This is a genomic window from Fictibacillus marinisediminis (genome assembly GCF_023149135.1).
Lineage (GTDB): Bacteria > Bacillota > Bacilli > Bacillales > Fictibacillaceae > Fictibacillus_C > Fictibacillus_C marinisediminis.
On the sequence record NZ_JAIWJX010000002.1, the window covers coordinates 1 to 26,245 of the forward strand.

A 26,245-nucleotide genomic window follows, 5' to 3' on the forward strand; every position below is an offset into this window, starting at 1 on the left:
GTGGAAAATATTAATGACCTATGGAACAAAGCACTGGCTGCCATGGAAAAGAAGGTCAGTAAGCCCAGCTTTGAGACATGGTTGAAGTCCACAGCGGCACATGCACTGCAAAATGATACGCTTATCATTACTGCACCGAACGAGTTTGCCCGGGACTGGCTGGAATCCCGTTATTCCACCCTGATCTCGGAAACCCTCCAGGATGTAACCGGTGCTGCGCTGGATGTCAAATTCATCATTCCTCAAAATCAGATGGAAGAAGAAGTTGACCTTGAAAAAGTGTTAAAGAAAACACAAAAAGTAAATGTGGAGCAGCAAGAAGAAGTGAAACAAAGCATGCTGAATCCGAAGTACACTTTTGACCGGTTCGTTATCGGGTCAGGGAACCGATTCGCCCATGCTGCTTCTCTTGCGGTGGCTGAAGCTCCCGCCAAAGCCTATAATCCTTTGTTTATCTATGGAGGCGTAGGTTTGGGGAAGACCCACTTGATGCATGCGATCGGCCATTATGTGATCGACCATAAACCCAATGCCAAAGTGGCGTATTTGTCCTCTGAAAAGTTTACAAATGAGTTCATTAACTCGATCCGTGACAACAAAACTGTCGAATTTAGAAATAAATTCAGGAGTGTTGACGTTCTATTGATTGATGATATTCAGTTTTTGGCGGGAAAAGAACAGACTCAGGAAGAATTCTTCCATACGTTCAACGCTCTTCATGAAGAAAGCAAGCAGATTGTTATTTCAAGTGACCGTCCTCCAAAAGAGATTCCTACATTAGAGGACAGGCTCCGTTCCCGTTTTGAATGGGGGCTGATTACAGATATCACTCCGCCGGACCTCGAGACGAGAATTGCGATTCTTCGTAAAAAAGCGAAAGCAGAAGGATTGGACATTCCAAATGAAGTGATGCTTTACATCGCGAATCAAATCGACACCAACATCCGTGAACTGGAAGGGGCTTTGATCCGTGTTGTTGCCTATTCTTCTCTTATTAACCAGGATATGAATGCGGATCTGGCAGCAGAGGCATTGAAGGACATCATTCCTTCCTCTAAACCGCGTATGATCACGATTCATCATATTCAAGAGATTGTCGGCAGGCATTATAATATCAAGCTTGAAGATTTCACTGCCAAGAAGAGGACAAAGTCTGTTGCCTTTCCTCGACAGATCGCCATGTATCTCGCAAGGGAGCTGACCGACAATTCACTGCCTAAGATCGGCGAAGAATTTGGGGGAAGGGACCATACGACTGTCCTGCACGCTCATGAGAAAATTTCAAACTTAATGGTTTCCGACCAGCTGCTGCAAAAGAATATCAAGGAAATTCACGATCAGTTAAAATCGTAGTGCCTCTATAAGCACCTGTTTTTGCTGTGAATACTGTGAATAACCGGTACATGCTTATACACAGTCTGTCCACATGTGGATAGGCTGTTCTTCCTTTAACTTTTTGCGGTTATCCACAGATTCACAGGCCCTACTATTACTACGACTATTTTTTATTTAAAAAAATGAATAATATAACACAATTTCAAAATGAAAATGTTCAGGGGGATGACGATGAAATTTCAAATTAACCGAAGCCAGCTAATTGAAGGTGTTCAAGATGTAATGAAGGCCGTTTCTTCACGAACAACGATACCAATTTTGACAGGGATCAAAATGGACGTACATAGTGAAGGAATGACATTAACCGGCAGTGATTCCGATATATCCATTGAACGATTGATTCCTATGGAAGAGAACGGAACTGTCAATTTAGAAGTTCAAAAACCCGGAAGTATCGTGCTGCAAGCAAGGTATTTCTCTGAAATCGTTAAAAAACTGCCAAATGACACGGTTGAGATCGAAGTCGGGGAACGTTTTGAAACAAAGCTTCGTTCGGGAGCATCCGAATTCAGCCTGGTTGGCCTGGATCCTGAAGAATATCCTCGCCTTCCTCAGATTGAAGAACAAAATGTGTTCAGTATTCAAGGAGATCTGCTTCGCCAGATTATCAGGCAAACTGTCTTTGCGGTGTCCACGTCAGAAACACGCCCTATATTAACCGGGGTGAACATCAAGCTTGAGGATGGTGTTTTAAGCTGTGTAGCAACAGACAGCCATCGCCTCGCACTGCGCACTGCAAGAATTGAGAGCAACACGGAAGAATTATCGTTTCAGAATGTTGTCATTCCAGGCAAAAGCCTGAATGAACTTTCGAAGATCGTAGAAGAATCCAGTGAACTCGTTCAAATCGTTGTGACCGATAATCAAGTACTGTTCAAAACGAAGAATACATTGTTCTTCTCCCGCCTGCTCGACGGCAATTATCCTGATACGAGCAAGCTGCTTCCTAGTGAGAGCAAAACAACACTCGGATTATCTACGAAAGATTTCCTGCAGGCGATTGACCGTGCTTCCCTTTTAGCAAGAGAGGGCAGAAATAATGTGGTCAAGCTGGCCACCCTGGATAACCAGACAGTCGAGATCTCTTCCAACTCACCGGAAATCGGAAAAGTTTACGAGAATGTCATCACTGAATCGATGGAGGGAGAAGATCTTAAGATTTCGTTCAACGCGAAATATATGATTGATGCCCTAAAAGCGATGGATTGTACAGAAATTAAAGTCTTGTTTACAGGTGCTATGCGGCCGTTCCTTATCACACCTGTAGAAAATGAGACAGTTAAACAGCTCATTCTTCCTGTCAGAACGTATTAAGAACATAAATTACGCATAAAAAGCTGCTGGTCTTTATCCGGCAGCTTTTATGCCTTTTCATAAAGAGGATAAAAATGAAAATACTAGCTATAAAAGGGGTGTAACGATGGAAACTGTAAAAATTACAACCGAGTATATTACGCTGCAGCAGCTTTTAAAACAGGTAGATGCCATCTCTAGCGGAGGAATGGTAAAATGGTATTTAGCAGAGAATGAAGTGCTGGTTAACGGTGAACCTGAAAATCGCAGAGGCAGAAAGCTTTATGAAGGCGATGCGGTTTCTGTTCCCGATTTAGGTGAATTTACTGTAGCGAGATAGATGGGGGTATCCCGTTGTATATTGAAGAATTAAACATTAGGAACTACCGGAATTATTCGTCCCAGGAGATTAACTTTGAAAACAAAGTGAATGTGTTTCTTGGTGAAAACGCACAGGGTAAAACAAATGTGATGGAGGCCATCTATGTGCTTGCGATGGCTAAATCCCACAGGACTCCTCGTGATAAAGAATTAATCTATTGGGACGAAGAATATGCTAAAATAGAAGGACGGGTTCAAAAAAGGACCGGACCATTCAGTTTAAGCCTGGTCATTTCGCAAAAAGGAAAGAAAGCAAAAGTCAATGGACTTGAACAGCGGAGGCTGACTGATTATATAGGGGCATTAAATGTCGTCATGTTTGCACCTGAGGATTTGAATCTTGTAAAAGGGAGTCCGCAGGTGCGACGTCGTTTTATCGATATGGAGATCGGACAGGTCAATCCTGTATATCTCCACTACCTGACCCAATATCAAAAAGTCCTCGCTCAGCGCAACTCGCTTTTGCGGGATATGCAGCGGAACCGTTCTAAAGAAAACGGAGTCATGCTGGATATCCTGACTGAACAAATGATTCAGTCTGCTGCAAGAGTTACAGAAAAACGCATGAGCTATATGAAACTGCTTCAAAGCTGGGCCGATCCGATCCATCACGGGATCAGCCGGGGGCTTGAAAGGCTGGAAGTTTTATATAAACCGACCATTGAGGTATGTGAAGAGCAAGAATTGTCGAAAATGATAGAAGCTTATGAACAAAAGTTTGTTAAAATAAAAGATAGAGAACTAGAACGAGGGACCACTCTTTTCGGACCGCACCGTGACGACCTGCTTTTCCACGTGAACGGAAAAGATGTGCAGACGTTCGGTTCACAGGGCCAGCAGAGGACTACTGCGCTTTCGATCAAACTTGCAGAAATCGATCTCATTCATTCAGAAGTCGGGGAATATCCGCTGCTGCTGCTGGATGACGTTTTATCAGAACTTGATGATTACAGGCAGTCTCATCTGCTGAACACCATTCAAGGCAAAGTACAAACGTTTGTAACGACAACAAGTGTGGAAGGTATTCATCACGAAACGCTGGAAAAGGCGGCAACGTACCATGTCGAACAAGGTTCGATTGAACGGATAAGGTGAGGTGAACCATGTTACTTCATATTGGCGAAGAAGCGGTGATCCAGCAAAAAGATATCATAGCTATTCTGGATTACCATGCTCTTGAAAGCTCGGAATTAATGAACGCCTTTTTAAGGCAGCACAAAGAAAAGAAAAGCATGGTCAATCTATGCGACACAAATCCAAAATCCGTTATCATCACAAAGAAACAGGTTTATATCTCCCCTCTCTCCTCGATCACACTGAAAAAACGGGCAGGAGAACGTATTGATTTTGCCCATAGCTGGTATTTAAAATAAAAGGCTTTATTTGAAATTGTTCCCGAAACCGAAATGTAGGTGAAGAAAAAAATGACTACTGATCAGAAATTAGAACAGCATTATGATGAAAGTGATATTCAGGTATTAGAAGGGCTCGAAGCTGTCCGTAAACGTCCCGGAATGTACATCGGTTCCACGAACGTAAAAGGACTGCACCACTTAGTGTGGGAAATCGTCGATAACTCGATCGATGAAGCTTTGGCTGGTTACTGTGATGAGATTACTGTCACGATCGAAAAAGATAACAGCATTACTGTTACGGACAATGGACGAGGTATTCCTGTCGGGATTCAAGAAAAAATGGGACGTCCTGCTGTAGAGGTCATCATGACCGTACTTCATGCCGGCGGTAAATTTGGCGGCGGAGGTTATAAAGTATCCGGAGGACTTCACGGTGTTGGTGCGTCCGTTGTAAATGCGCTTTCCAGTGAAATGGATGTAACCGTCCATCGTGACGGAAAGATTCATTATCAGCAGTACCACCGCGGTGTTCCGGCGGCCGACCTGGCCGTGATTGGAGAAACAGACAAACGGGGAACGATCATTCACTTTGTTCCGGATAAAGAAATCTTTACGGAAACGAGGGAATATGACTTTGCCACACTCTCTCAAAGGATCAGAGAACTTGCCTACCTTAATCGCGGAATCAAGATTATCGCTAGAGACAAGCGCGAAGAAGAGCCAGTCGAACAGGAGTACCATTATGAAGGCGGGATCAAATCCTACGTTGAACACATCAACCGTTCACGTGAAGCCATTCATGAGCCGATCTTCATCGAAGGAGAGAAAGATGGAATCTCTCTAGAGATCGCACTTCAATATAACGACAGCTATACGAGCAATATCTATTCTTTCGCCAACAACATTAACACGCATGAAGGCGGAACCCATGAATCTGGGTTTAAGACTGCGTTAACACGTGTCATCAATGATTATGGGCGCCGAAACAATATGTTCAAAGACAGCGATACAAACTTGTCGGGTGATGATGTGCGTGAAGGTTTGACTGCCATCATCTCCATCAAGCATCCAGATCCACAGTTTGAAGGACAGACGAAAACGAAACTTGGAAACTCTGAGGCGAGAACGATTACGGAATCTCTATTCTCTGAACAGTTCTCCACCTTTATGCTGGAAAATCCAAATATCGCCAAGCGGGTACTGGAAAAAGGAATGATGGCGCTTCGTGCGCGCGTCGCTGCCAAAAAAGCCCGCGAGCTGACACGCAGAAAAAGCGCACTTGATGTTTCTTCTCTACCCGGTAAACTGGCAGACTGTTCTTCAAAGGACGCCAGCGTATCTGAATTGTACATCGTTGAGGGTGACTCGGCAGGTGGATCAGCCAAACAAGGGCGCGACCGCCATTTTCAGGCGATTCTGCCATTGCGGGGAAAAATAATCAACGTAGAAAAAGCACGTCTTGATAAAATCTTATCAAACAATGAGATCCGAGCCATCATTACGGCACTCGGTACGGGTATCGGTGAAGATTTTGATATTTCAAAAGCGAGATACCATAAAATTATCATCATGACAGATGCTGATGTCGATGGCGCTCATATCCGTACACTGCTGCTGACGTTCTTTTACCGGTATATGAGACCGATCATCGAGAATGGATATATCTACATCGCACAGCCGCCTCTTTATAAGATTCAGCAGGGCAAGCGGATTGAATATGCTTATAACGATAAAGAAATGGATAGAATTATGAAAGAGATCCCGCAGAATCCAAAACCGGGAGTTCAGCGATATAAAGGTCTTGGAGAAATGAATCCCACTCAGCTGTGGGAAACGACCATGGATCCAGAAACAAGAACGCTGCTGCAGGTTGAACTGAAAGATGCGATGGAAGCGGATGAAACCTTTGAGATCTTGATGGGGGATAAGGTCGAACCGCGGCGTGATTTCATTCAGGAAAATGCCCATTACGTCAAAAACTTGGATATTTAACAACAGTGGAAACAGGGCATACCCCTGTTTCTCTTACCGTTTTTATAGATATTATTTGTAAGGAAATGAGTGCACCGTAAAGAGAATTTCTTATGGATCATGCAGTAAATGGAGGTTAGAACTAATGTCTGAAGCAGATCAATCCCGGGTGAAGGAAATAAATATCAGCTCGGAAATGCGTACATCATTTATGGATTATGCGATGAGCGTTATCGTAAGCCGTGCTCTTCCTGATGTCCGTGACGGCCTGAAGCCTGTTCACCGGCGGATTCTTTATGCAATGAACGACCTGGGCATGACCGCCGATAAAGCGTACAAAAAGTCCGCTCGTATCGTCGGGGAAGTTATCGGTAAGTATCACCCTCACGGCGACTCTGCCGTATATGAAACGATGGTTCGTATGGCGCAGGATTTTGCATATCGCCACATGCTGATCGATGGCCACGGCAACTTTGGTTCCGTGGATGGGGACGCCGCTGCGGCAATGCGTTATACAGAAGCAAGAATGTCAAAAATTGCGATGGAAATGGTCCGTGACATCAACAAGGACACGATTGACTATAAGGATAACTATGACGGCTCCGAACGTGAACCGATTGTTATGCCTTCCCGTTTTCCAAACCTCTTGGTCAACGGTACTTCCGGGATTGCGGTTGGGATGGCAACCAATATTCCTCCTCACCATCTCGGAGAAGTCATCGACGGTATTTTGGAACTCAGCCGAAATCCCGATATTTCTATTCCGGAACTAATGGAATTCATTCCTGGGCCGGATTTCCCGACAGCAGGTGAAATTTTAGGACGTGAAGGAATCAGGAAAGCTTACCAGACTGGAAGAGGCTCCATCATTATCCGTGCCAAAGCAGAGATTGAAGAACAGGCGAACGGCAAAAGTACGATTATCGTTAATGAAATTCCTTACCAAGTCAACAAAGCCCGCCTGATCGAAAAGATCGCAGAATTAGTCAGGGATAAAAAGATTGACGGCATCACTGATCTTCGCGACGAATCAGACCGAAATGGAATGCGTATTGTCATCGAAGTCCGCCGTGATGCGAATGCCAATGTACTCTTAAATAACCTTTATAAACAGACGGCGCTGCAAACCAGCTTCGGTATCAATATGCTGGCATTGGTCGATGGGCAGCCGAAAGTACTGAACCTTAAAGAATGTCTGTATTATTACTTGAAACATCAGCAGGTCATCATCCGCCGCAGAACCGAGTTCGATCTTCGGAAAGCAGAAGCGCGTGCTCATATTCTTGAAGGCTTAAGAATTGCGCTGGATCATCTTGATGAAGTCATCGCCCTTATACGTTCTTCAAGAACAACAGAGATTGCGCGAGACGGCTTGATGGAGAAATTCTCTCTAAGCTATGAACAGGCTCAAGCCATCCTGGAAATGAGGCTTCAACGTTTGACAGGCCTGGAGCGGGACAAGATTGAAAATGAGTATAAAGAGCTTGTCGCTCTCATTGCAGAGCTGAAAGCCATCCTGGCAGATGAGGAAAGGATTCTCGAAATCATTCGTGAAGAACTCACTGAGATTAAAGAACGCTTCAGTGATGCGCGCCGTACGAACATTACCGTCGGCTTCGACATGATTGAAGATGAGGACCTCATTCCAAGAACAAATGTCGTCATTACTTTGACGAACAAGGGATACATTAAGCGTCTTCCCATCTCCACCTACCGCTCACAGCGTCGAGGCGGCCGCGGCATCCAAGGCATGGGAACGGGTGAAGATGATTTCGTGGAACATCTCTTTACAACAAACTCTCATAATACGATCCTCTTCTTTACGAATAAAGGTAAAGTGTACCGCCTGAAAGGTTATGAGATTCCTGAAATGAGCAGAACGGCAAAAGGAATTCCGATTGTCAACATGCTTCAGGTTGAACGGGATGAGACGATTTCAGCTGTCATTCCTGTAGAAGAATTCGAGGATACGTGGTACCTCAACTTCATGACGAGACATGGGATTACGAAACGTTCTCCGCTTTCTCAGTTTGCTAATATCCGAAAGGGCGGTCTGTTTGCCATTACCTTGCGTGAAGATGACGAGCTGATGGGTGTTAAACTGACAGATGGCAGCAAGGAGATTATCGTTGGAACAAGCCAGGGAATGGCGATTCGCTATAAAGAGGATGATGTACGATCAATGGGCCGTACAGCTGCAGGAGTAAAAGCTGTAACTCTTGGCGAAGACGATTATGTCGTCGGAATGGAAGTTCTCGATGAAGCACAGGATGTATTAATCGTTACGAAAAAAGGTTACGGAAAACGTACACCAATGGAAGAATACCGTCTGCAGTCACGCGGCGGAAAAGGAATCAAAACCTGCAACATCACCGATCGAAACGGAGCGATCATCGCGCTTAAAACGGTAACGAATGATGAAGACCTCATGATCATTACCGCTGACGGCATCCTGATCCGTATGAACATGTCCGGCATCTCATCCATGGGAAGAAATACTCAGGGTGTGAAATTGATCTCCATGCACGAAGGCAACCATGTAGCCACTGTTGCGGTTGTAGAAAAAGAACTCGATGAAGATCTTGAAGACGGATTGGAAGAAGAAATGGAAGGCCACGAAGATACACAGGCACCAGAAGAAGCTTCTAATGAAAACGATACAGAAGAATAATTGATAAAAAGAGGAAAATAATCATATATTTTCCTCTTTTTTATATGTAAAATGAAAAAGGAATTTCATATACATAAAAAGCGGGGAACCAAGATGATAATCCATCCTTCAGCGGCAAAAGTCGGCCAAGTTCTTGCTACCGATCATTTCGGCCGTACGAATCATCCGATTATAAAGAAGAATACTGTCCTGACAGATGAGCACCTGGACATTTTATCGTTGTTCATGATCAGGGAAATTGAAATCGTCTCTGAAACTTCCGAAAATAAACAGACAACAAAGACTGCTCCTGAAAAAAGCAAGCCATCTCCTGTTTCTTCTATAGAGATGCCCGGTGCCTTCCTGCCTCTCTATAACGAAGCCGTAAAGCGATTTAAAGTGCTGTTCATCAACTGGAGAGCAGGTGCTCAAATCGATGTGCTTACATTAAGGAATGCAATCGTACCTGTTGTGGAAAAAGGAATGGACCAGCCTGGAGGATTAAAGGACATGCAGCAGGCGGGAAATACAGACGATTATTTGTATTACCATGCAGTGTCTCTTTCTGTACTTAGTGCTTTCATAGCTAAAAAACTTGGATTCTCAAGAGGGGACTGTCTCCAGATCGGAGTGGCAGGCGCGCTGTGCGACTGCGGCATGTCCAAAATATCTCCAGCTATCTTAAAGAAAAAAGGGCCCTTGAACCTTCATGAGGTTAAAGAAATGAAGCAGCATTCCATCCAAGGCTATAACATGCTTAAAAAATTGCCTGCTATAAAAGAAGGTGTTCTTCTCGGGGTCCTGCAGCATCATGAACGTCAGGATGGAAGCGGCTATCCACTCAAGGTTCATGGAAGCAAGCTTCATCCTTACAGCAGAATCCTTGCCGCAGCGGACGTCTACCTTGCGATGACTTCAGAAAGGCCCTACCGGAAAAAACTAAGTCCTTTTAAAGTCATCGAGCTAATGATGAAAGATCAATTCGGCCAGTTTGATCCAGCTATCATTCGGGCGGTGACGGACGGACTGTCTATCTTTTCAGCAGGGACGAGAGTAAGACTATCGGACGGCCAGACAGGAACTATCGTTTTTAAGGAAGACTCTCATCCTGCGAGACCGATTATCCAGCTGGATGAATCGTCGGCCATTATCTCTTTAAGGGACAACAATGATGTCTTTATTGAAGAAGTTCTCTCTGAATAACGGAAGCAAGGGAGTCCTAAAGCTAGCAGGGACTCTCTTTTTTCATGTTTACACAGTTTTATTTTAAAAAACACTTGCAATAGATCCATTATGGTGGTATATTTATTGAGCTTCTTGTTTTGCCTATTCTTTCAGGCGAACTTCTGATAAAAACTTTTTCAGGAAAATGGTTGACTTAATAGATGCTAGTATGGTAATCTAATAAAGTCGCCAAAACGAGCGGCACAAACAAAATGTTCTTTGAAAACCAAACAAAAGCCAGGTAAGTCAGGGATTTTACAATCCCATCAATTTTTAAACTTTAAGAGCTATATCAAACACTTTATTGGAGAGTTTGATCCTGGCTCAGGATGAACGCTGGCGGCGTGCCTAATACATGCAAGTCGAGCGAACCAAAGAGAGCTTGCTCTCTGAGGTTAGCGGCGGACGGGTGAGTAACACGTGGGTAACCTGCCTGTAAGACGGGGATAACTTCGGGAAACCGAAGCTAATACCGGATGATAAAGAGAAACGCCTGTTTCTCTTTTGAAAGTCGGCCTTGTGCTGACGCTTACAGATGGGCCCGCGGCGCATTAGCTAGTTGGTGAGGTAACGGCTCACCAAGGCGACGATGCGTAGCCGACCTGAGAGGGTGATCGGCCACACTGGGACTGAGACACGGCCCAGACTCCTACGGGAGGCAGCAGTAGGGAATCTTCGGCAATGGACGAAAGTCTGACCGAGCAACGCCGCGTGAGCGATGAAGGCCTTCGGGTCGTAAAGCTCTGTTGTCAGAGAAGAACAAGTACCGGAGTAACTGCCGGTACCTTGACGGTACCTGACCAGAAAGCCACGGCTAACTACGTGCCAGCAGCCGCGGTAATACGTAGGTGGCAAGCGTTATCCGGAATTATTGGGCGTAAAGCGCGCGCAGGCGGTTCTTTAAGTCTGATGTGAAAGCCCACGGCTCAACCGTGGAGGGTCATTGGAAACTGGGGAACTTGAGTGCAGGAGAGAAAAGTGGAATTCCACGTGTAGCGGTGAAATGCGTAGAGATGTGGAGGAACACCAGTGGCGAAGGCGGCTTTTTGGCCTGTAACTGACGCTGAGGCGCGAAAGCGTGGGGAGCAAACAGGATTAGATACCCTGGTAGTCCACGCCGTAAACGATGAGTGCTAGGTGTTGGGGGGTTCCACCCTCAGTGCTGACGTTAACACATTAAGCACTCCGCCTGGGGAGTACGACCGCAAGGTTGAAACTCAAAGGAATTGACGGGGGCCCGCACAAGCAGTGGAGCATGTGGTTTAATTCGAAGCAACGCGAAGAACCTTACCAGGTCTTGACATCCTCTGACCATCCTAGAGATAGGACTTTCCCCTTCGGGGGACAGAGTGACAGGTGGTGCATGGTTGTCGTCAGCTCGTGTCGTGAGATGTTGGGTTAAGTCCCGCAACGAGCGCAACCCTTGACCTTAGTTGCCAGCATTCAGTTGGGCACTCTAAGGTGACTGCCGGTGACAAACCGGAGGAAGGTGGGGATGACGTCAAATCATCATGCCCCTTATGACCTGGGCTACACACGTGCTACAATGGGTGGTACAAAGGGTTGCAAAGCCGCGAGGCCGAGCCAATCCCAAAAAGCCACTCTCAGTTCGGATTGTAGGCTGCAACTCGCCTACATGAAGCCGGAATTGCTAGTAATCGCGGATCAGCATGCCGCGGTGAATACGTTCCCGGGCCTTGTACACACCGCCCGTCACACCACGAGAGTTTGTAACACCCGAAGTCGGTGGGGTAACCTTTTAGGAGCCAGCCGCCGAAGGTGGGACAGATGATTGGGGTGAAGTCGTAACAAGGTAGCCGTATCGGAAGGTGCGGCTGGATCACCTCCTTTCTATGGAGACATGAGCGCACTTAGATGCCTCATGAACTTACCTGAGCTTTTGTTTGGTTTTGAAAGAACATCGTTTCTTTCAAACAATAGAGGTTATGTGACGCATTTTTTTGCGCGCACGGACCATGTTCCTTGAAAACTAGATAACGAAACATCCAAACAAAGCCAACTAATTCATTAGTTGTGCGCTGATTATGCAAGACCCATGATCTAACGATCATGTGAAACGATTCAGCTGAAAAGCTGATTCGGTTAAAGGTTAAGCTAGAAAGGGCGCACGGTGGATGCCTTGGCACTAGGAGCCGAAGAAGGACGGGACGAACACCGATATGCCTCGGGGAGCTGTAAGTAAGCATTGATCCGGGGATTTCCGAATGGGGGAACCCACCATCCGTAATGGGATGGTATCCATATCTGAATACATAGGATATGAGAAGGCAGACCCGGGGAACTGAAACATCTAAGTACCCGGAGGAAGAGAAAGCAAATGCGATTTCCTGAGTAGCGGCGAGCGAAACGGAATCAGCCCAAACCAGAGGGCTTGCCCTCTGGGGTTGTAGGACACTCAACATGGAGTTACAAAGGAACGGGGTAGATGAAGCGGTCTGGAAAGGCCAGCCAAAGAAGGTAACAGCCCTGTAGTTGAAACTTCGTTCCCTCCTGAGTGGATCCTGAGTACGGCGGGACACGTGAAACCCCGTCGGAATCCGGGAGGACCATCTCCCAAGGCTAAATACTCCCTAGTGACCGATAGTGAACCAGTACCGTGAGGGAAAGGTGAAAAGCACCCGGAAGGGGAGTGAAAGAGATCCTGAAACCGTGTGCCTACAAGTAGTTGGAGCCCATTAACGGGTGACAGCGTGCCTTTTGTAGAATGAACCGGCGAGTTACGATAACGTGCAAGGTTAAGCTGATAAGGCGGAGCCGCAGCGAAAGCGAGTCTGAATAGGGCGCCATAGTACGTTGTCGTAGACCCGAAACCGTGTGATCTACCCATGTCCAGGGTGAAGTTCAGGTAACACTGAATGGAGGCCCGAACCCACGCACGTTGAAAAGTGCGGGGATGAGGTGTGGGTAGGGGTGAAATGCCAATCGAACACGGAGATAGCTGGTTCTCCCCGAAATAGCTTTAGGGCTAGCCTCGCGGCTAGAGTCCTGGAGGTAGAGCACTGATTGGACTAGGGGCCCCCACAGGGTTACCGAATTCAGTCAAACTCCGAATGCCAGAGACTTATCCGCGGGAGTCAGACTGCGAGTGATAAGATCCGTAGTCAAGAGGGAAACAGCCCAGACCATCAGCTAAGGTCCCAAAGTATACGTTAAGTGGGAAAGGATGTGGAGTTGCCCAGACAACCAGGATGTTGGCTTAGAAGCAGCCACCATTTAAAGAGTGCGTAATAGCTCACTGGTCGAGTGACTCTGCGCCGAAAATGTACCGGGGCTAAACGTATCACCGAAGCTATGGATTGTACCGTAAGGTACAGTGGTAGGGGAGCGTTCGAAGTGCAGTGAAGTCAGACCGGAAGGACTGGTGGAGCGCTTTGAAGTGAGAATGCCGGTATGAGTAGCGAAAGACAAGTGAGAATCTTGTCCATCGAAAGCCTAAGGTTTCCTGAGGAAGGCTCGTCCGCTCAGGGTTAGTCGGGACCTAAGCCGAGGCCGAAAGGCGTAGGCGATGGCCAACAGGTTGAAATTCCTGTACCACCTCCTTTCCGTTTGAACGACGGGGGGACGCAGGAAGGTAGGGAGAGCGCGCGATTGGAAATGCGCGTCTAAGCAGTTAGGCTGATTGTGAGGCAAATCCCGCAATCGTGAAGGCTGAGCTGTGACGGCGAGGGAAATTACAGTACCGAAGTCCCTGATCCTACACTGCCAAGAAAAGCCTCTAGTGAGGAAAGAGGTGCCCGTACCGCAAACCGACACAGGTAGGCGAGGAGAGAATCCTAAGATGATCGGGAGAACTCTCGTTAAGGAACTCGGCAAAATGACCCCGTAACTTCGGGAGAAGGGGTGCTCTGATAGGGTTAACGCCCGAGAGAGCCGCAGTGAATAGATCCAAGCGACTGTTTAGCAAAAACACAGGTCTCTGCGAAGCCGCAAGGCGAAGTATAGGGGCTGACACCTGCCCGGTGCTGGAAGGTTAAGAGGAGGGGTTATCCCTTACGGGAGAAGCTCTGAATTGAAGCCCCAGTAAACGGCGGCCGTAACTATAACGGTCCTAAGGTAGCGAAATTCCTTGTCGGGTAAGTTCCGACCCGCACGAAAGGTGTAACGACTTGGATACTGTCTCAACGAGAGACCCGGTGAAATTATAGTACCTGTGAAGATGCAGGTTACCCGCGACAGGACGGAAAGACCCCATGGAGCTTTACTGCAGCTTGATATTGGATTTTGGTACAGTTTGTACAGGATAGGTAGGAGCCTGAGAAGTCGGAGCGCCAGCTTCGATGGAGGCGTCGGTGGGATACTACCCTGACTGTATTGAAATTCTAACCTGGAACCGTGATCCGGTTCGGAGACAGTGTCAGGTGGGCAGTTTGACTGGGGCGGTCGCCTCCTAAATTGTAACGGAGGCGCCCAAAGGTTCCCTCAGAATGGTTGGAAATCATTCGCAGAGTGTAAAGGCACAAGGGAGCTTGACTGCGAGACCTACAAGTCGAGCAGGGACGAAAGTCGGGCTTAGTGATCCGGTGGTTCCGCATGGAAGGGCCATCGCTCAACGGATAAAAGCTACCCTGGGGATAACAGGCTTATCTCCCCCAAGAGTCCACATCGACGGGGAGGTTTGGCACCTCGATGTCGGCTCATCGCATCCTGGGGCTGAAGTAGGTCCCAAGGGTTGGGCTGTTCGCCCATTAAAGCGGTACGCGAGCTGGGTTCAGAACGTCGTGAGACAGTTCGGTCCCTATCCGTCGCGGGCGCAGGAAATTTGAGAGGAGCTGTCCTTAGTACGAGAGGACCGGGATGGACACACCGCTGGTGTACCAGTTGTTCCGCCAGGGGCATAGCTGGGTAGCTACGTGTGGACGGGATAAGTGCTGAAAGCATCTAAGCATGAAGCCCCCCTCAAGATGAGATTTCCCATCACGTTAAGTGAGTAAGACCCCTTAGAGATGATGAGGTTGATAGGTCTGGTGTGGAAGCGTGGTGACACGTGGAGCTGACAGATACTAATCGGTCGAGGGCTTATCCTTAAAATAATCAGAAGTTTGGATGAAGAAGTTATCTAGTTTTGAGGGAATATACCTCAAAATATGTCTGGTGGCGATAGCGAAGAGGTCACACCCGTTCCCATACCGAACACGGAAGTTAAGCTCTTCAGCGCCGATGGTAGTTGGGGGCTTCCCCCTGTAAGAGTAGGACGTTGCCGGGCACGAACGAAGCACTGTTGGATTGATTCCAGCAGTGCTTTTTTGTATGTTTTTTTATGAAAATGATGGGTTTGGCATGTAAAGGGTGAAAAGTCGCACGTAAAGTCTCCATTCCCGCATGTAATCCCTTCAAAGTCGCACGTAAAAGGGCCGAAGCCGCATGTAAACCGTACAAACCCGCAAGTAACGATCCCGAATCAACAAAGTAGAACCTTCAAAATTTCCATAAAACCATCGAGGGATCAACCCAATAAGTATGAAAATGACGTGATATGCAAGTAAATCTTGTCGAATCGCAAGTAACGGCTGTGAAATCGCAAGTAAACGCTGTCGAACCGCAAGTAAACAAGCCAACGCCGCAAGTAAACCCACCAAATCCGCAAGTAACGAAAATCACTCAAGGAAGAACGCCTAAATCACTCCCGACTGGCCATCGAACCCTCAGAACCCCTCCCTCAAGCACCCACGAACCCTTTAAATCAAGAATCCTGCTCACCCTTTGCGCTGCAGGAATTGTCCAAGCAAATAGGGTATTTTTGTACGTGTAATGGATAGGAATTCCTTGATAAAAGGGAGATCATTGGTAGTATAGGAATGGAAGATATCACTCCACCACTCGGTCTCATATCGGCACAGCATGCTCAGGTTATAAAGAACAGCATAATGAATCATGCATTCATTCAATTCTTTCATCTCTCGGCGGCTGCTGTAGAGATAATATGAACCGTTAGTGTGATAGCTGAATGGTTCGCATTCAAGGGGATGGAGTTCTTTGGAAGAATGGACAATGATATGTTCTTTTGATTCTTTTAAAAGTTGAAAGGTGATTTCCGGGTTTTCATTGAGAAAGGAGATCAGTCTCCCGGTATTCATATGAAGACCATCCAGCACATCAATGGGAATAGTAAGCTCCTGATCGTTTCGCATTACTTGAACGTTTATATCTTCGTTATGAACATGAAGAAAAAGATCTCTCAATTCGGGTATAAGAGCCATAATATCATTCATCTTAAGCTTTTCGCCTTCTGCATGTTTCACATGAAACAATTTAGTGGAAAAGTGATTAAAAAGACCGCTCCTCTGAATCCTCACTTCATCATGAAGAAATTCATAATACTTCTTTTTACGTTTCCTGGTTGTTACACCGTGGGCAAGAACAGAACTGTTTTCTGGATAGTCAGGGTCAACGGTCAGTATGCACGCCTTTAGCAGCTGGATCATGCCATAGAACAGCAAAACCGGCTGGAGTTCAGTCGGTGCTGCACCTGCCAGGTCATAATATTTCTTTCCATGTTCCAGAAAATAAATGAAGGGATAGCAGTTTTGATAGCTTTTGCTTTCTGCCTGCTCAATTCCAGCGTTTTCGTAGCAGCCATAAAGGTATTTTTGCGCCCTGCTTGAGGAGAAAAAACTGTAGTATAATGACCAGGTATTTGCATCGGACACCGGGCGCTCACCTCCGTGTTATTTTTTGAAAAGTTAGACTTATTGTTCCTTCCTTGACAGTAGTTTATCCAGTTGTTAATCTACAAATAATATTTTTCAGGAAGTTAATTGAAGAGAAGGGTGGAGTATGCATGTGGGAGAGCAAGTTTGAAAAAGAAGGATTAACGTTTGATGATGTGCTTTTAGTGCCGGCAAAATCGTCTGTTTTGCCAAAAGATGTTTCATTAAAGACACGTCTTTCAGATTCTGTACAGTTAAACATCCCTGTTATAAGCGCCGGAATGGACACGGTAACAGAGGCAGAATTGGCGATTGCCATGGCTCGCCAGGGCGGATTAGGAATTATCCATAAAAACATGTCTATCGAACAGCAGGCAGAGCAAGTGGACAGAGTAAAACGCTCTGAAAGCGGAGTTATTACTGATCCGTTCTACCTTACACCTGATCATCAAGTTTTTGATGCTGAACATCTTATGGGGAAATACAGAATCAGCGGTGTTCCCATTGTTGATGAAGATAAAAAGCTTGTAGGCATTCTCACCAACCGTGATCTTCGTTTTGTTGAAGATTACTCCATTCAGATTTCAGATGTAATGACGAAAGAAAATCTTGTGACTGCCCCAGTAGGAACTACCCTAAAAGAAGCAGAGCAATTACTTCAAAAGCATAAGATTGAAAAGCTTCCATTGGTCGATAATGAAGGCACTCTTCAAGGATTAATTACAATAAAAGATATCGAAAAGGTTATTGAGTTCCCTAATTCTGCAAAAGACAGCCAAGGTCGTTTGCTGGCTGGTGCAGCAGTAGGGGTAACAAAAGATGCGATGGTTCGTATTGATAAATTGGTCGAAGCAGGAGTGGATGTTATCGTCATCGATACGGCTCATGGCCACTCTGAAGGTGTATTGACTAAAGTAAGAGAAGTTCGTGCTAAATACCCTGACCTTACCATCATTGCTGGAAACGTAGCAACAGCAGAAGCGACAAAAGATTTGATCGAAGCTGGAGCAAGTGTGGTTAAAGTCGGAATCGGGCCTGGATCGATCTGTACGACCCGTGTTGTTGCCGGTGTAGGTGTGCCTCAGATTACGGCCATTTATGACTGCGCAACAGAAGCCCGCAAGCACGGTATTCCGATCATTGCTGACGGAGGCATTAAATATTCTGGAGACATCGTGAAAGCTCTTGCTACAGGCGGAAATGCTGTTATGCTCGGAAGCTTGCTTGCCGGAGTAACCGAAAGCCCAGGAGAACGGGAAATTTACCAAGGGCGCCAATTTAAAGTTTACCGGGGAATGGGATCGATCGGGGCTATGGAGCAAGGAAGCCGCGACCGATATTTCCAGGAAAATAATCAAAAACTTGTTCCGGAAGGCATTGAAGGTCGAGTACCTTATAAAGGGCCACTCGCTGATACATTGTTCCAGCTGATCGGCGGAATTCGTTCAGGTATGGGATATTGCGGAACTCCTACATTAGAGGAGCTTCAAAATAATTCTAAGTTCGTTAAGATTACCGGTGCTGGATTAAGAGAAAGCCACCCTCACCAAGTACAAATTACCAAAGAAGCACCAAATTATTCAGTCTAAAGATGGATTTTATAAAAAAAGTGGACAGAGGTCATTCCTCTGTCTATTTTTTTGTATATTGCTATGGTACAATTACGTTTGTGTAAATTGTATGGAGGTGTCAGTTTTGTTCGGCAACAAACTTAGAGGATTTACTTTTTCAGCTGTCATGGTTTCAATGCTATCAGCCAGTGTATTTGGATATTCAGAAAAAGCAAGCGCTGCTCCGGAATTGAAAACAAAATCGGAGACGGCGATTTTAGTTGATGGAGATACAGGTAAGATTTTATACGAAAATAAAGCCGATCAAGTATTGCCGCCAGCCAGTATGTCAAAAATGATGACTGAATACCTGGTCAATGAAGCAATTAAAAAAGGCAAAATTCAATGGGATCAAAAAACAGCCATTAGTGATTATGCACATAAAATTTCTCAAAACAGAGACCTTTCAAACGTACCATTGCGAAGTGATTATAAATATTCAGTAAAAGAATTATATGAAGCTATGGCCATTTATTCTGCAAACGGTGCTTCGATCGCATTGGCAGAGCTTGTTGGCGATGGTAAAGAGTCCAAGTTTGTCGGGATGATGAATGACAAAGCTAAAAAGATGGGAATCAAGGATGCTCGTTTTGTTAACAGTACAGGTCTGAACAACAATGACCTCCAAGGGTATGATTCCGTTGGGAGCAAGACGGATGAAAATAAGATGTCCGCAAAATCAGTAGGGATCCTTGCATTCAAATTAATCAGTGACTATCCTGAAGTTTTGGATACAGCAAGTATTCCATCCAAATGGTTCCGTCCTGGGACTGACGATAAAATCATGATGAAGAACTGGAACTGGATGCTTCCGTCCCTCGTTTATGGGTATAAGGGAGTAGACGGACTAAAGACGGGTACTACGGACAATGCGGGTTACTCTTTTGCAGCTACAGCGAAAAGAGATGGAACACGGTTGATTTCTGTTCTTATGAAATCGAACAGCTATGCAGGCCGGTTTGGTGAGACGAAACAATTGCTTGATTACGGATTTTCCAACTATACAAAAGAAACACTTCTTCCAAAAGGCTATCAGCTGAAGAAACAAAAATCTCTTCCTGTTATCCAAGGAAAAGAGAAAGAAGTTGGGATTGCAACACAAGAACCGGTTTCGATGCTTGTGAAAAATGGCGAAAAGCAAAATTATAAACCAGTGCTTGTGATCGACAAGAAGCACTTGGATAAAGACGGCAAATTGAAAGCTCCTCTAAAAAAAGGTGAAACAATCGGCCATATTCAATTGAAATATACAGGTAAAGATGCGGATCACGGCTATTTGCTGAATGACGGATCCGGTAAAGGACAAGCTAGTGTTGTAACAACCAAGGCAGTAGAAAAAGCCAATTGGTTTGTTCTTGCCATGAGAGGTACTGGCCATTTCTTTGGCGGTGTCTGGGATTCTGCAGTTGACACTGTAAAAGGCTGGTTCTGATCTTGATGAAATACTCTTCAAAAGCATTGCTTTTGAAGAGTATTTTTTAAACCCTAGCGAATTTATTGGTTTTACGTTAAAATGAATGTGAATTTGATTATTAAAAAAACTCATAAATGAGTTAATAAATAAACAGGGGGATATGTAGCATGTTAAAGACAGGTACAGATCGTGTAAAACGCGGAATGGCTGAAATGCAAAAGGGCGGCGTCATTATGGACGTTATCAATGCAGAGCAAGCTAAAATTGCCGAAGCTTCCGGAGCAGTAGCCGTTATGGCGTTAGAACGAGTTCCAGCAGATATTCGTGCAGCGGGCGGAGTAGCGCGCATGGCGGATCCTACAATCGTAGAGGAAGTACTAAATGCAGTCAGTATCCCTGTAATGGCGAAAGCTAGAATCGGACATATCGTGGAAGCACGTGTTCTTGAATCAATGGGTGTTGATTACCTTGATGAAAGTGAAGTACTTACTCCTGCGGATGAAGTATTCCACTTGAACAAACGTGATTTCACAGTTCCTTTTGTATGTGGAGCCCGTGATCTTGGGGAAGCTTCCCGCCGTATCGGAGAAGGCGCTTCTATGCTTCGTACAAAGGGTGAGCCTGGAACAGGAAACATCGTGGAAGCTGTTCGCCATATGCGCATGATTCAAGGCCAAATCCGCAAGGTAGCAGCTATGAGTGAAGATGAACTCATGACTGAGGCTAAAAATCTTGGAGCACCATATGAAATCCTTCTTCAAATCAAAAAAGACGGACGACTTCCTGTCGTTAACTTTGCAGCTGGCGGCGTAGCCACTCCTGCAGATGCAGCATTAATGATGGAGTTAGGCGCTGATGGAGTATTTGTCGGATCAGGAATCTTCAAGTCCGAAAACCCTGAGAAATTTGCCCGTGCGATTGTAGAAGCAACCACTCACTACAGAGACTATGAGCTGATTGCTAAACTATCAAAAGGACTCGGTACTGCAATGAAAGGAATCGAGATCTCCACGTTACTTCCTGGAGACCGCATGCAGGAACGAGGCTGGTAAGAAAGGAAGCAACGCGATGATTAAAATTGGTGTTCTTGCCCTGCAAGGCGCTGTGAGAGAACATATTAAAGCTTTGCAAGAAAGCGGCGCAGAAGCAGTGAGCGTAAAGCGTATTGAAGAGTTGAATGATTTGGACGGGCTTGTGATCCCAGGCGGCGAAAGCACTGCGATGAGGCGTCTGATCGATAAATATAATTTCCTTGAACCATTGAAGGAGTTTGCGCAAGAAAAGCCAGTTTTCGGTACATGTGCAGGCCTTATCCTCATGGCAAAACGCATTCAAGGTCAAGACCACGCTCACCTCGAGCTCATTGACATGACCGTTGAGAGAAATGCATTCGGCCGGCAGGTGGACAGCTTTGAAGCTGACTTGCACATTGAGGGTGTAGGCGAAGATGTGAATGGTGTTTTCATCAGAGCTCCTTATATTGTAGAAGTCGGGGAAGAAGTAGAAGTTTTGTCTGTTCATAATGACCGTATCGTTGCTGCAAAACAAGGACACTTCCTATGTGCAGCCTTTCACCCGGAACTGACCGATGATTACCGTCTTCACCAGTTTTTTGTGGAAATGGCATCTCAGAAGAAAAAGGTTATTGCATAAAAGCGGAAAATATTGTACATTACTATACAAACATTATTTGTTAAATCATTGACAGGAACCAGTAGCAAAATGATCTTTGCCTAGAGAGTCGGTGGCTGGTGTAAACCGACCAAAGTCATTTGTGAATCCATCCTTGAGTGGGAAGCTGAAATTATAACGTAAGCTTTCCCGGTATACATTGTCCGTTATCAATGACAAGGTGGCAGGTGTATTTACTTGCAACTAGGGTGGCAACGCGGGTTAACTCTCGTCCCTTTATAGGGACGGGAGTTTTTTGTATTTGTACGCCGAACAATAAGCGGCGGATTTCTTCGTTGCCTTGATTTCCTCGGATCCTCATTTGGGGTATACCAAACTCCGGTCCTCGGAATCAGCGGCGCCTCGAACTCCTTGCTTCTTGTTCGGCTACTCGGGCAAAGCGGCGGATTTCTTCGTTGCCTTGATTTCCTCGGATCCTCATTTGGGGTATACCAAACTCCGGTCCTCGGAATCAGCGGCGCCTCGAACTCCTTGCTTCTTGTTCGGCTACTCGGGCAAAGCGACGGATTTCTTCGTTGCCTTGATTTCCTCGGATCCTCATTTGGGGTATACCAAACTCCGGTCCTCGGAATCAGCGGCGCCTCGAACTCCTTGCTTCTTGTTCGGCTACTCGGGCAAAGCGGCGGATTTCTTCGTTGCCTTGATTTCCTCGGATCCTCATTTGGGGTATACCAAACTCCGGTCCTCGGAATCAGCGGCGCCTCGAACTCCTTGCTTCTTGTTCGGCTACTCGGGCAAAGCGACGGATTTCTTCGTTGCCTCGAACTCCTTGTTTTTTGAACGGATACCGGGCCGCAATTACGGATTTCTTTAGCTATTTGGGTTTTGTCAGAAAAGGTTATTGATTAAAGGAGGAAGAAACATGCTTGATTTGAAATATGTTCGAGCGAATTTTGATGATGTAAAAGAGAAATTGAGCAAACGGGGAGAAGACTTAACAGGCTTGGACCGTTTTGTTGAATTGGATGAAAAGCGCCGTGAACTGATTGGTGAAACAGAAACATTAAAGTCTAAACGTAACGAAGTATCCAAACAGGTAGCGGAATTTAAACGTGAAAAGAAAGATGCCGACCACTTGATCACAGATATGCGTGAAGTGGGAGACCGGATTAAATCCATCGATGACGAGCTGCGCACGGTAGAAGAGGATCTGAACTACCTGATGCTCACGCTGCCGAACCTGCCTCATGAAAGTGTACCGGTTGGTGAAACAGAGGACGATAATGTACCTGTACGCCATTGGGGAGATATTCAGGAGTTTGCATTCGAACCAAAAGCTCACTGGGACTTGGCGACAGATCTAGATATTGTCGATTTTGAAAGAGCTGCTAAAGTAACTGGAAGCCGTTTTGCTTTTTATAAGGGAGCGGGAGCACGCCTTGAACGAGCTTTGATCAACCTTATGATGGACTACCATGAAGATAAACACGGCTATACTGAAATCTTGCCTCCTTACATGGTGAACAGAGAAAGCATGACAGGAACTGGGCAACTGCCGAAGTTTGAGGAAGATGCGTTTAAAATCCGCGAAGAAGATTACTTTTTGGTTCCGACTGCTGAAGTTCCGGTAACCAACCTTCATCGCAATGAAATTTTAACTGCCGAAGAGCTTCCGAAAGGTTATGTTGCTTACAGCGCTTGTTTCCGATCTGAAGCGGGATCTGCTGGCCGTGATACACGCGGTCTCATCCGTCAGCATCAGTTTAATAAAGTAGAGCTTGTCCGTTTTGTGAAACCGGAAGAGTCTTATGAAGAGCTTGAAAAGCTGACAGGCCATGCAGAAAAAATTCTTCAGCTGTTAAAGCTTCCATATCGTGTACTGAGCATGTGTACAGCTGATTTAGGATTTACCGCTGCGAAGAAGTACGATATTGAAGTATGGCTGCCGAGCTACGGAACGTACCGTGAAATTTCTTCTTGTTCTAACTTTGAAAGCTTTCAGGCGAGAAGGGCGCAAATCCGCTTCCGCCGCGAAGCGAAAGGAAAACCGGAATTTGTTCATACACTGAACGGATCAGGACTGGCAATCGGCCGTACTGTAGCTGCCATCCTCGAGAATTATCAGCAGGAAGACGGCTCTATCGTCATCCCTGAAGTGCTTCGCCCATATATGGGGAACAAAGAAGTTATCAAGTAAAAAGAGAAAGGGAAGGATTTACTCCTTCCTTTTTCATTTTTTTATAAAAGAATGTTGACATATAATTGAGTCACATGGTATTATTATTTTTGTCAGTAAGACCACGGAGGTATACCCAAGTCCGGCTGAAGGGATCGGTCTTGAAAACCGACAGGGGTGTAACAACCCGCGGGGGTTCGAATCCCTCTACCTCCTCCATACATAATTTCAACATCTGCCGCTGTGCAGATGTTTTTTTAATGTCTTCAGATGAGTTTGATATAAAAAAAGTGCCTCCCGCTGTGTAACGGGGGCACTTTTTTTATAGAGTCGATTGCATAGAAGTAATGTCCAGCTCCAGTGCTTGTCGGACCTTAACAGGGCGCTTGCGCTTTCCTATAACCGGACTTCTCTTTTGGCTTCAATCTTTTGGCCGATCTTCGCCATAATTCTTTCGAGTGATTCAGGATCATGAAGCAGATCGTAATCATTGATGTTCAAGCGAAGGACGGGGCAGATGCTGAAGTTAGAAATCCATTGTTCGTATCGTTCATACATCTCTTCCCAATATTCAACAGGTGTATCCTGTTCCATCTGACGGCCACGCTGTTTAATGCGCTGCAAGATATCATCAAGCGATCCTTCGAGATGGATCAGAACATCCGGGTGGGGGAAATAAGGGGTCATGACCATTGCCTCAAACAGACGCGTATATGTATCATAATCCACTTCGGACATTGTCCCTTTATCGTAATGCATTTTTGCAAAGATGCCTGTATCCTCATAGATTGACCGGTCCTGAATAAAGCCTCCGCCGTATTCAAACATTCTCTTCTGCTCTTTAAAACGTTCAGCCAGAAAGAAAATCTGAAGATGAAAGCTCCATCGCTTAAAATCTTTATAAAATTTATCCAGGTACGGATTGTTGTCGACCTTTTCCATTGATGTTCTGAAGTTCAAGGCTTGAGCGAGAGCTGAAGTCAGTGTAGATTTACCTGCTCCGACCGTACCTGCGACAGTGATGACTGCATCTGAGGGAATGTTGTATTTTTCGGCTAAATTCATCGAGTCAGTTCTCCTTTATGCAAGGTGGCTTCAATCGCAGCAAATATCTTTTCCTTATCACTGCTTTGAGTGACAAAATCCAGTTCATCACCATTAAAAGATAGAACAGGGATCTCAGGATGCTCGTTTTGAAAAGCCGCCATAAACATTTCGTAATCATTGATGAGTCTCATTAAGTATGATGGATCGATCTGCTTCTCGATATTTCTGCCCCGAAGTTCTATGCGTTCCAGCAGCGTATCAAGGCTGGCGTTCAGATAGATTATCATATTGGGCACGGGCATGTCTTTCGTGAGAATATCGAAAATCTGCATATATTTATTATAATGATCGGCGGCGAGTGTCTGGCCCGCAAAGATGCGGTTTTTAAAAATATGATAATCAGCCACAACCGGAATGTCTTGATTTAAGTAGTGTGTTTGTATATCTTCAAGCTGTTTGTAGCGGTTGCATAAGAAGAACATCTCTGTTTGGAAACTCCATTCTTCGATGTTATCGTAAAACTTCCCCAAGAACGGATTTTCTTCAACGATCTCTTTCAACAGCTTAAATTTATAGTGTTCTGAGATGGCTTTTGCTAATGATGTTTTTCCAACACCAATCGGCCCTTCAACTGCAATAAAGGGGGTAGAATTCATGCTGCTTTTCCTCCCTATTTTCAATTACAAAAAAATAACAGACAGAAAATATTGTAGCATATGAAGGGCGGAGGGAATAGAACAAAATACTGTTAAATTAAAATCTTCTTCATTCTATAGAATTGTCCGTTTATTATTTTGTTCCGCCTCTTTTATGATTTTTTTAAAGTTAAGTTCATGGCTAGAGGAAGTATCGGCTCTCAATGTATTTTTTATTAAAAGAATAGCCCGTTCATTATCTTCAGAAATATTGGAAGCGGAGCAGTCTTCCGGCACATAAAGCGTGAAATCACGCATGAATGCATCGTTTGCCGAGAACAGGACACAAATGTTGCCAGCCAAGCCCGCGAGTATTAAGGTTGTTATTTTCATATCATGCAGCAGCGTGGATAATGGTGTTGAAAAGAAGGCCGAATGCATGGGTTTAATAATGAAAAAATCGTTATCTTCAGGCACGAGCTGCTCGACAAATTCTTTCCCTTCCTTTTCAAGGCAGTAATTGACCAGTTTCTTTCGGTCGGACTGCCATTTTCCGAAATTATCGTTCACATAGATAACCGGAATGCCGTTCTCTTTCGCTTTACTTTTGAGATCTGCGATGTTCGGGGCAATAGGCAATGCCTGTTCAATAAGCATATGGCCTTCCGGAAAATCAAAATCATTGATGACATCAATAATAAGGAGAGCAACTGGTGGATAAGATGGTGTTGAGGACAAGTGAAATCCACTCCTTTAAAGTCTGTTTTGCACATCCATAACTATTCCTTTCTTTA

The 26,245-nt window shown here is 45.4% G+C and carries 17 protein-coding genes, 1 tRNA gene, 3 rRNA genes and 1 other annotated feature; of the genes, 17 read left to right on the forward strand and 4 right to left on the reverse strand.

Annotation, left to right across the window (positions count from 1 at the left end; genetic code table 11):
• The 11 genes from dnaA to rrf all read left to right on the forward strand — a co-directional run bounded on the left by dnaA (window position 1) and on the right by rrf (window position 15,493).
• Window positions 1-1,353 (forward strand): chromosomal replication initiator protein DnaA, encoded by a 1,353-nt coding sequence (gene dnaA, locus LCY76_RS00065; protein WP_053356310.1) that lies wholly within the window; start codon window positions 1-3, stop codon window positions 1,351-1,353.
• Window positions 1,354-1,566: 213 nt separating this feature from the next.
• On the forward strand, window positions 1,567-2,709 hold the full coding sequence (gene dnaN, locus LCY76_RS00070; protein ID WP_248251008.1) for a DNA polymerase III subunit beta: 1,143 nt from the start codon (window positions 1,567-1,569) through the stop codon (window positions 2,707-2,709).
• A gap of 106 nt (window positions 2,710-2,815) precedes the next feature.
• On the forward strand, window positions 2,816-3,028 hold the full coding sequence (yaaA, locus tag LCY76_RS00075) for a S4 domain-containing protein YaaA (protein WP_053356308.1): 213 nt from the start codon (window positions 2,816-2,818) through the stop codon (window positions 3,026-3,028).
• 14 nt (window positions 3,029-3,042) lie between these two features.
• Window positions 3,043-4,164: a DNA replication/repair protein RecF gene (gene recF / locus LCY76_RS00080; RefSeq protein ID WP_248251009.1), complete on the forward strand. Its 1,122-nt coding sequence runs from the start codon at window positions 3,043-3,045 to the stop codon at window positions 4,162-4,164.
• 8 nt (window positions 4,165-4,172) lie between these two features.
• Window positions 4,173-4,442 carry an extracellular matrix regulator RemB gene (gene remB / locus LCY76_RS00085; RefSeq protein ID WP_248251010.1) on the forward strand — a complete coding sequence of 90 codons (270 nt, stop codon included), beginning with the start codon at window positions 4,173-4,175 and terminating at the stop codon, window positions 4,440-4,442.
• 51 nt (window positions 4,443-4,493) lie between these two features.
• Window positions 4,494-6,416: a DNA topoisomerase (ATP-hydrolyzing) subunit B gene (gyrB, locus tag LCY76_RS00090; RefSeq protein ID WP_248251011.1), complete on the forward strand. Its 1,923-nt coding sequence runs from the start codon at window positions 4,494-4,496 to the stop codon at window positions 6,414-6,416.
• Between the two features lie 124 nt (window positions 6,417-6,540).
• Window positions 6,541-9,066: a DNA gyrase subunit A gene (gene gyrA, locus LCY76_RS00095; RefSeq protein ID WP_248251012.1), complete on the forward strand. Its 2,526-nt coding sequence runs from the start codon at window positions 6,541-6,543 to the stop codon at window positions 9,064-9,066.
• Between the two features lie 93 nt (window positions 9,067-9,159).
• Window positions 9,160-10,248: an HD-GYP domain-containing protein gene (locus tag LCY76_RS00100; RefSeq protein ID WP_248251013.1), complete on the forward strand. Its 1,089-nt coding sequence runs from the start codon at window positions 9,160-9,162 to the stop codon at window positions 10,246-10,248.
• Between the two features lie 322 nt (window positions 10,249-10,570).
• Window positions 10,571-12,120: ribosomal RNA gene (locus LCY76_RS00105) — 16S ribosomal RNA — on the forward strand.
• Window positions 12,121-12,377: 257 nt separating this feature from the next.
• Window positions 12,378-15,314, forward strand: a 23S ribosomal RNA gene (locus LCY76_RS00110).
• A gap of 63 nt (window positions 15,315-15,377) precedes the next feature.
• Window positions 15,378-15,493: ribosomal RNA gene (gene rrf / locus LCY76_RS00115) — 5S ribosomal RNA — on the forward strand.
• The 16S, 23S and 5S rRNA genes sit together here, the layout of an rRNA operon.
• A 490-nt stretch (window positions 15,494-15,983) precedes the next feature.
• On the opposite strand, the gene LCY76_RS00120 is transcribed toward rrf, so the two are convergent.
• Window positions 15,984-16,937 (reverse strand): YaaC family protein, encoded by a 954-nt coding sequence (locus LCY76_RS00120; RefSeq protein WP_248251014.1) that lies wholly within the window; start codon window positions 16,935-16,937, stop codon window positions 15,984-15,986.
• A 131-nt stretch (window positions 16,938-17,068) separates the two neighbouring features.
• On the opposite strand from LCY76_RS00120, the gene guaB reads away from it, so the two are divergent.
• The 6 genes from guaB to LCY76_RS00150 all read left to right on the forward strand — a co-directional run bounded on the left by guaB (window position 17,069) and on the right by LCY76_RS00150 (window position 23,988).
• Window positions 17,069-18,526: an IMP dehydrogenase gene (gene guaB, locus LCY76_RS00125; protein ID WP_248251015.1), complete on the forward strand. Its 1,458-nt coding sequence runs from the start codon at window positions 17,069-17,071 to the stop codon at window positions 18,524-18,526.
• 148 nt (window positions 18,527-18,674) lie between these two features.
• Window positions 18,675-19,979: a serine hydrolase gene (locus LCY76_RS00130; protein ID WP_419714967.1), complete on the forward strand. Its 1,305-nt coding sequence runs from the start codon at window positions 18,675-18,677 to the stop codon at window positions 19,977-19,979.
• Between the two features lie 149 nt (window positions 19,980-20,128).
• On the forward strand, window positions 20,129-21,013 hold the full coding sequence (gene pdxS, locus LCY76_RS00135) for a pyridoxal 5'-phosphate synthase lyase subunit PdxS (protein ID WP_053356298.1): 885 nt from the start codon (window positions 20,129-20,131) through the stop codon (window positions 21,011-21,013).
• 16 nt (window positions 21,014-21,029) lie between these two features.
• Window positions 21,030-21,614 carry a pyridoxal 5'-phosphate synthase glutaminase subunit PdxT gene (pdxT, locus tag LCY76_RS00140; RefSeq protein ID WP_053356297.1) on the forward strand — a complete coding sequence of 195 codons (585 nt, stop codon included), beginning with the start codon at window positions 21,030-21,032 and terminating at the stop codon, window positions 21,612-21,614.
• 39 nt (window positions 21,615-21,653) lie between these two features.
• Window positions 21,654-21,872 (forward strand) — a binding site (T-box leader).
• Window positions 21,873-22,515: 643 nt separating this feature from the next.
• A complete protein-coding gene (gene serS / locus LCY76_RS00145) occupies window positions 22,516-23,790 on the forward strand; it encodes a serine--tRNA ligase (RefSeq protein WP_248251016.1) in 1,275 nt (424 codons plus the stop codon).
• Window positions 23,791-23,895: 105 nt separating this feature from the next.
• Window positions 23,896-23,988: transfer RNA gene (locus LCY76_RS00150), tRNA-Ser, on the forward strand.
• A 177-nt stretch (window positions 23,989-24,165) separates the two neighbouring features.
• On the opposite strand, the gene LCY76_RS00155 is transcribed toward LCY76_RS00150, so the two are convergent.
• From LCY76_RS00155 to LCY76_RS00165, 3 genes are all read right to left on the reverse strand, one after another.
• Window positions 24,166-24,834: a deoxynucleoside kinase gene (locus LCY76_RS00155; protein WP_248251017.1), complete on the reverse strand. Its 669-nt coding sequence runs from the start codon at window positions 24,832-24,834 to the stop codon at window positions 24,166-24,168.
• Window positions 24,831-25,472: a deoxynucleoside kinase gene (locus LCY76_RS00160; RefSeq protein ID WP_053356293.1), complete on the reverse strand. Its 642-nt coding sequence runs from the start codon at window positions 25,470-25,472 to the stop codon at window positions 24,831-24,833. The genes LCY76_RS00155 and LCY76_RS00160 overlap by 4 nt, the downstream gene beginning before the upstream one ends.
• 114 nt (window positions 25,473-25,586) lie before the next feature.
• The gene (locus LCY76_RS00165) at window positions 25,587-26,189 is read right to left on the reverse strand and encodes a cysteine hydrolase family protein (protein WP_248251018.1); all 603 of its coding nucleotides are present in this window, start codon (window positions 26,187-26,189) and stop codon (window positions 25,587-25,589) included.
• Window positions 26,190-26,245 lie beyond the last annotated feature (56 nt).

Excerpts from the sequence above, each read along its gene's own strand:
- yaaA (WP_053356308.1), top strand. The coding sequence starts at position 2,816 with ATGGAAACTGTAAAAATTACAACCGAGTATATTACGCTGCAGCAGCTT.
- LCY76_RS00160 (WP_053356293.1), bottom strand. The coding sequence starts at position 25,472 with ATGAATTCTACCCCCTTTATTGCAGTTGAAGGGCCGATTGGTGTTGGA.
- pdxS (WP_053356298.1), top strand. The coding sequence starts at position 20,129 with ATGTTAAAGACAGGTACAGATCGTGTAAAACGCGGAATGGCTGAAATG.
- pdxT (WP_053356297.1), top strand. The coding sequence starts at position 21,030 with ATGATTAAAATTGGTGTTCTTGCCCTGCAAGGCGCTGTGAGAGAACAT.
- LCY76_RS00100 (WP_248251013.1), top strand. The coding sequence starts at position 9,160 with ATGATAATCCATCCTTCAGCGGCAAAAGTCGGCCAAGTTCTTGCTACC.
- guaB (WP_248251015.1), top strand. The coding sequence starts at position 17,069 with ATGTGGGAGAGCAAGTTTGAAAAAGAAGGATTAACGTTTGATGATGTG.
- serS (WP_248251016.1), top strand. The coding sequence starts at position 22,516 with ATGCTTGATTTGAAATATGTTCGAGCGAATTTTGATGATGTAAAAGAG.
- LCY76_RS00155 (WP_248251017.1), bottom strand. The coding sequence starts at position 24,834 with ATGAATTTAGCCGAAAAATACAACATTCCCTCAGATGCAGTCATCACT.
- gyrB (WP_248251011.1), top strand. The coding sequence starts at position 4,494 with ATGACTACTGATCAGAAATTAGAACAGCATTATGATGAAAGTGATATT.
- remB (WP_248251010.1), top strand. The coding sequence starts at position 4,173 with ATGTTACTTCATATTGGCGAAGAAGCGGTGATCCAGCAAAAAGATATC.
- gyrA (WP_248251012.1), top strand. The coding sequence starts at position 6,541 with ATGTCTGAAGCAGATCAATCCCGGGTGAAGGAAATAAATATCAGCTCG.
- dnaN (WP_248251008.1), top strand. The coding sequence starts at position 1,567 with ATGAAATTTCAAATTAACCGAAGCCAGCTAATTGAAGGTGTTCAAGAT.
- LCY76_RS00130 (WP_419714967.1), top strand. The coding sequence starts at position 18,675 with ATGGTTTCAATGCTATCAGCCAGTGTATTTGGATATTCAGAAAAAGCA.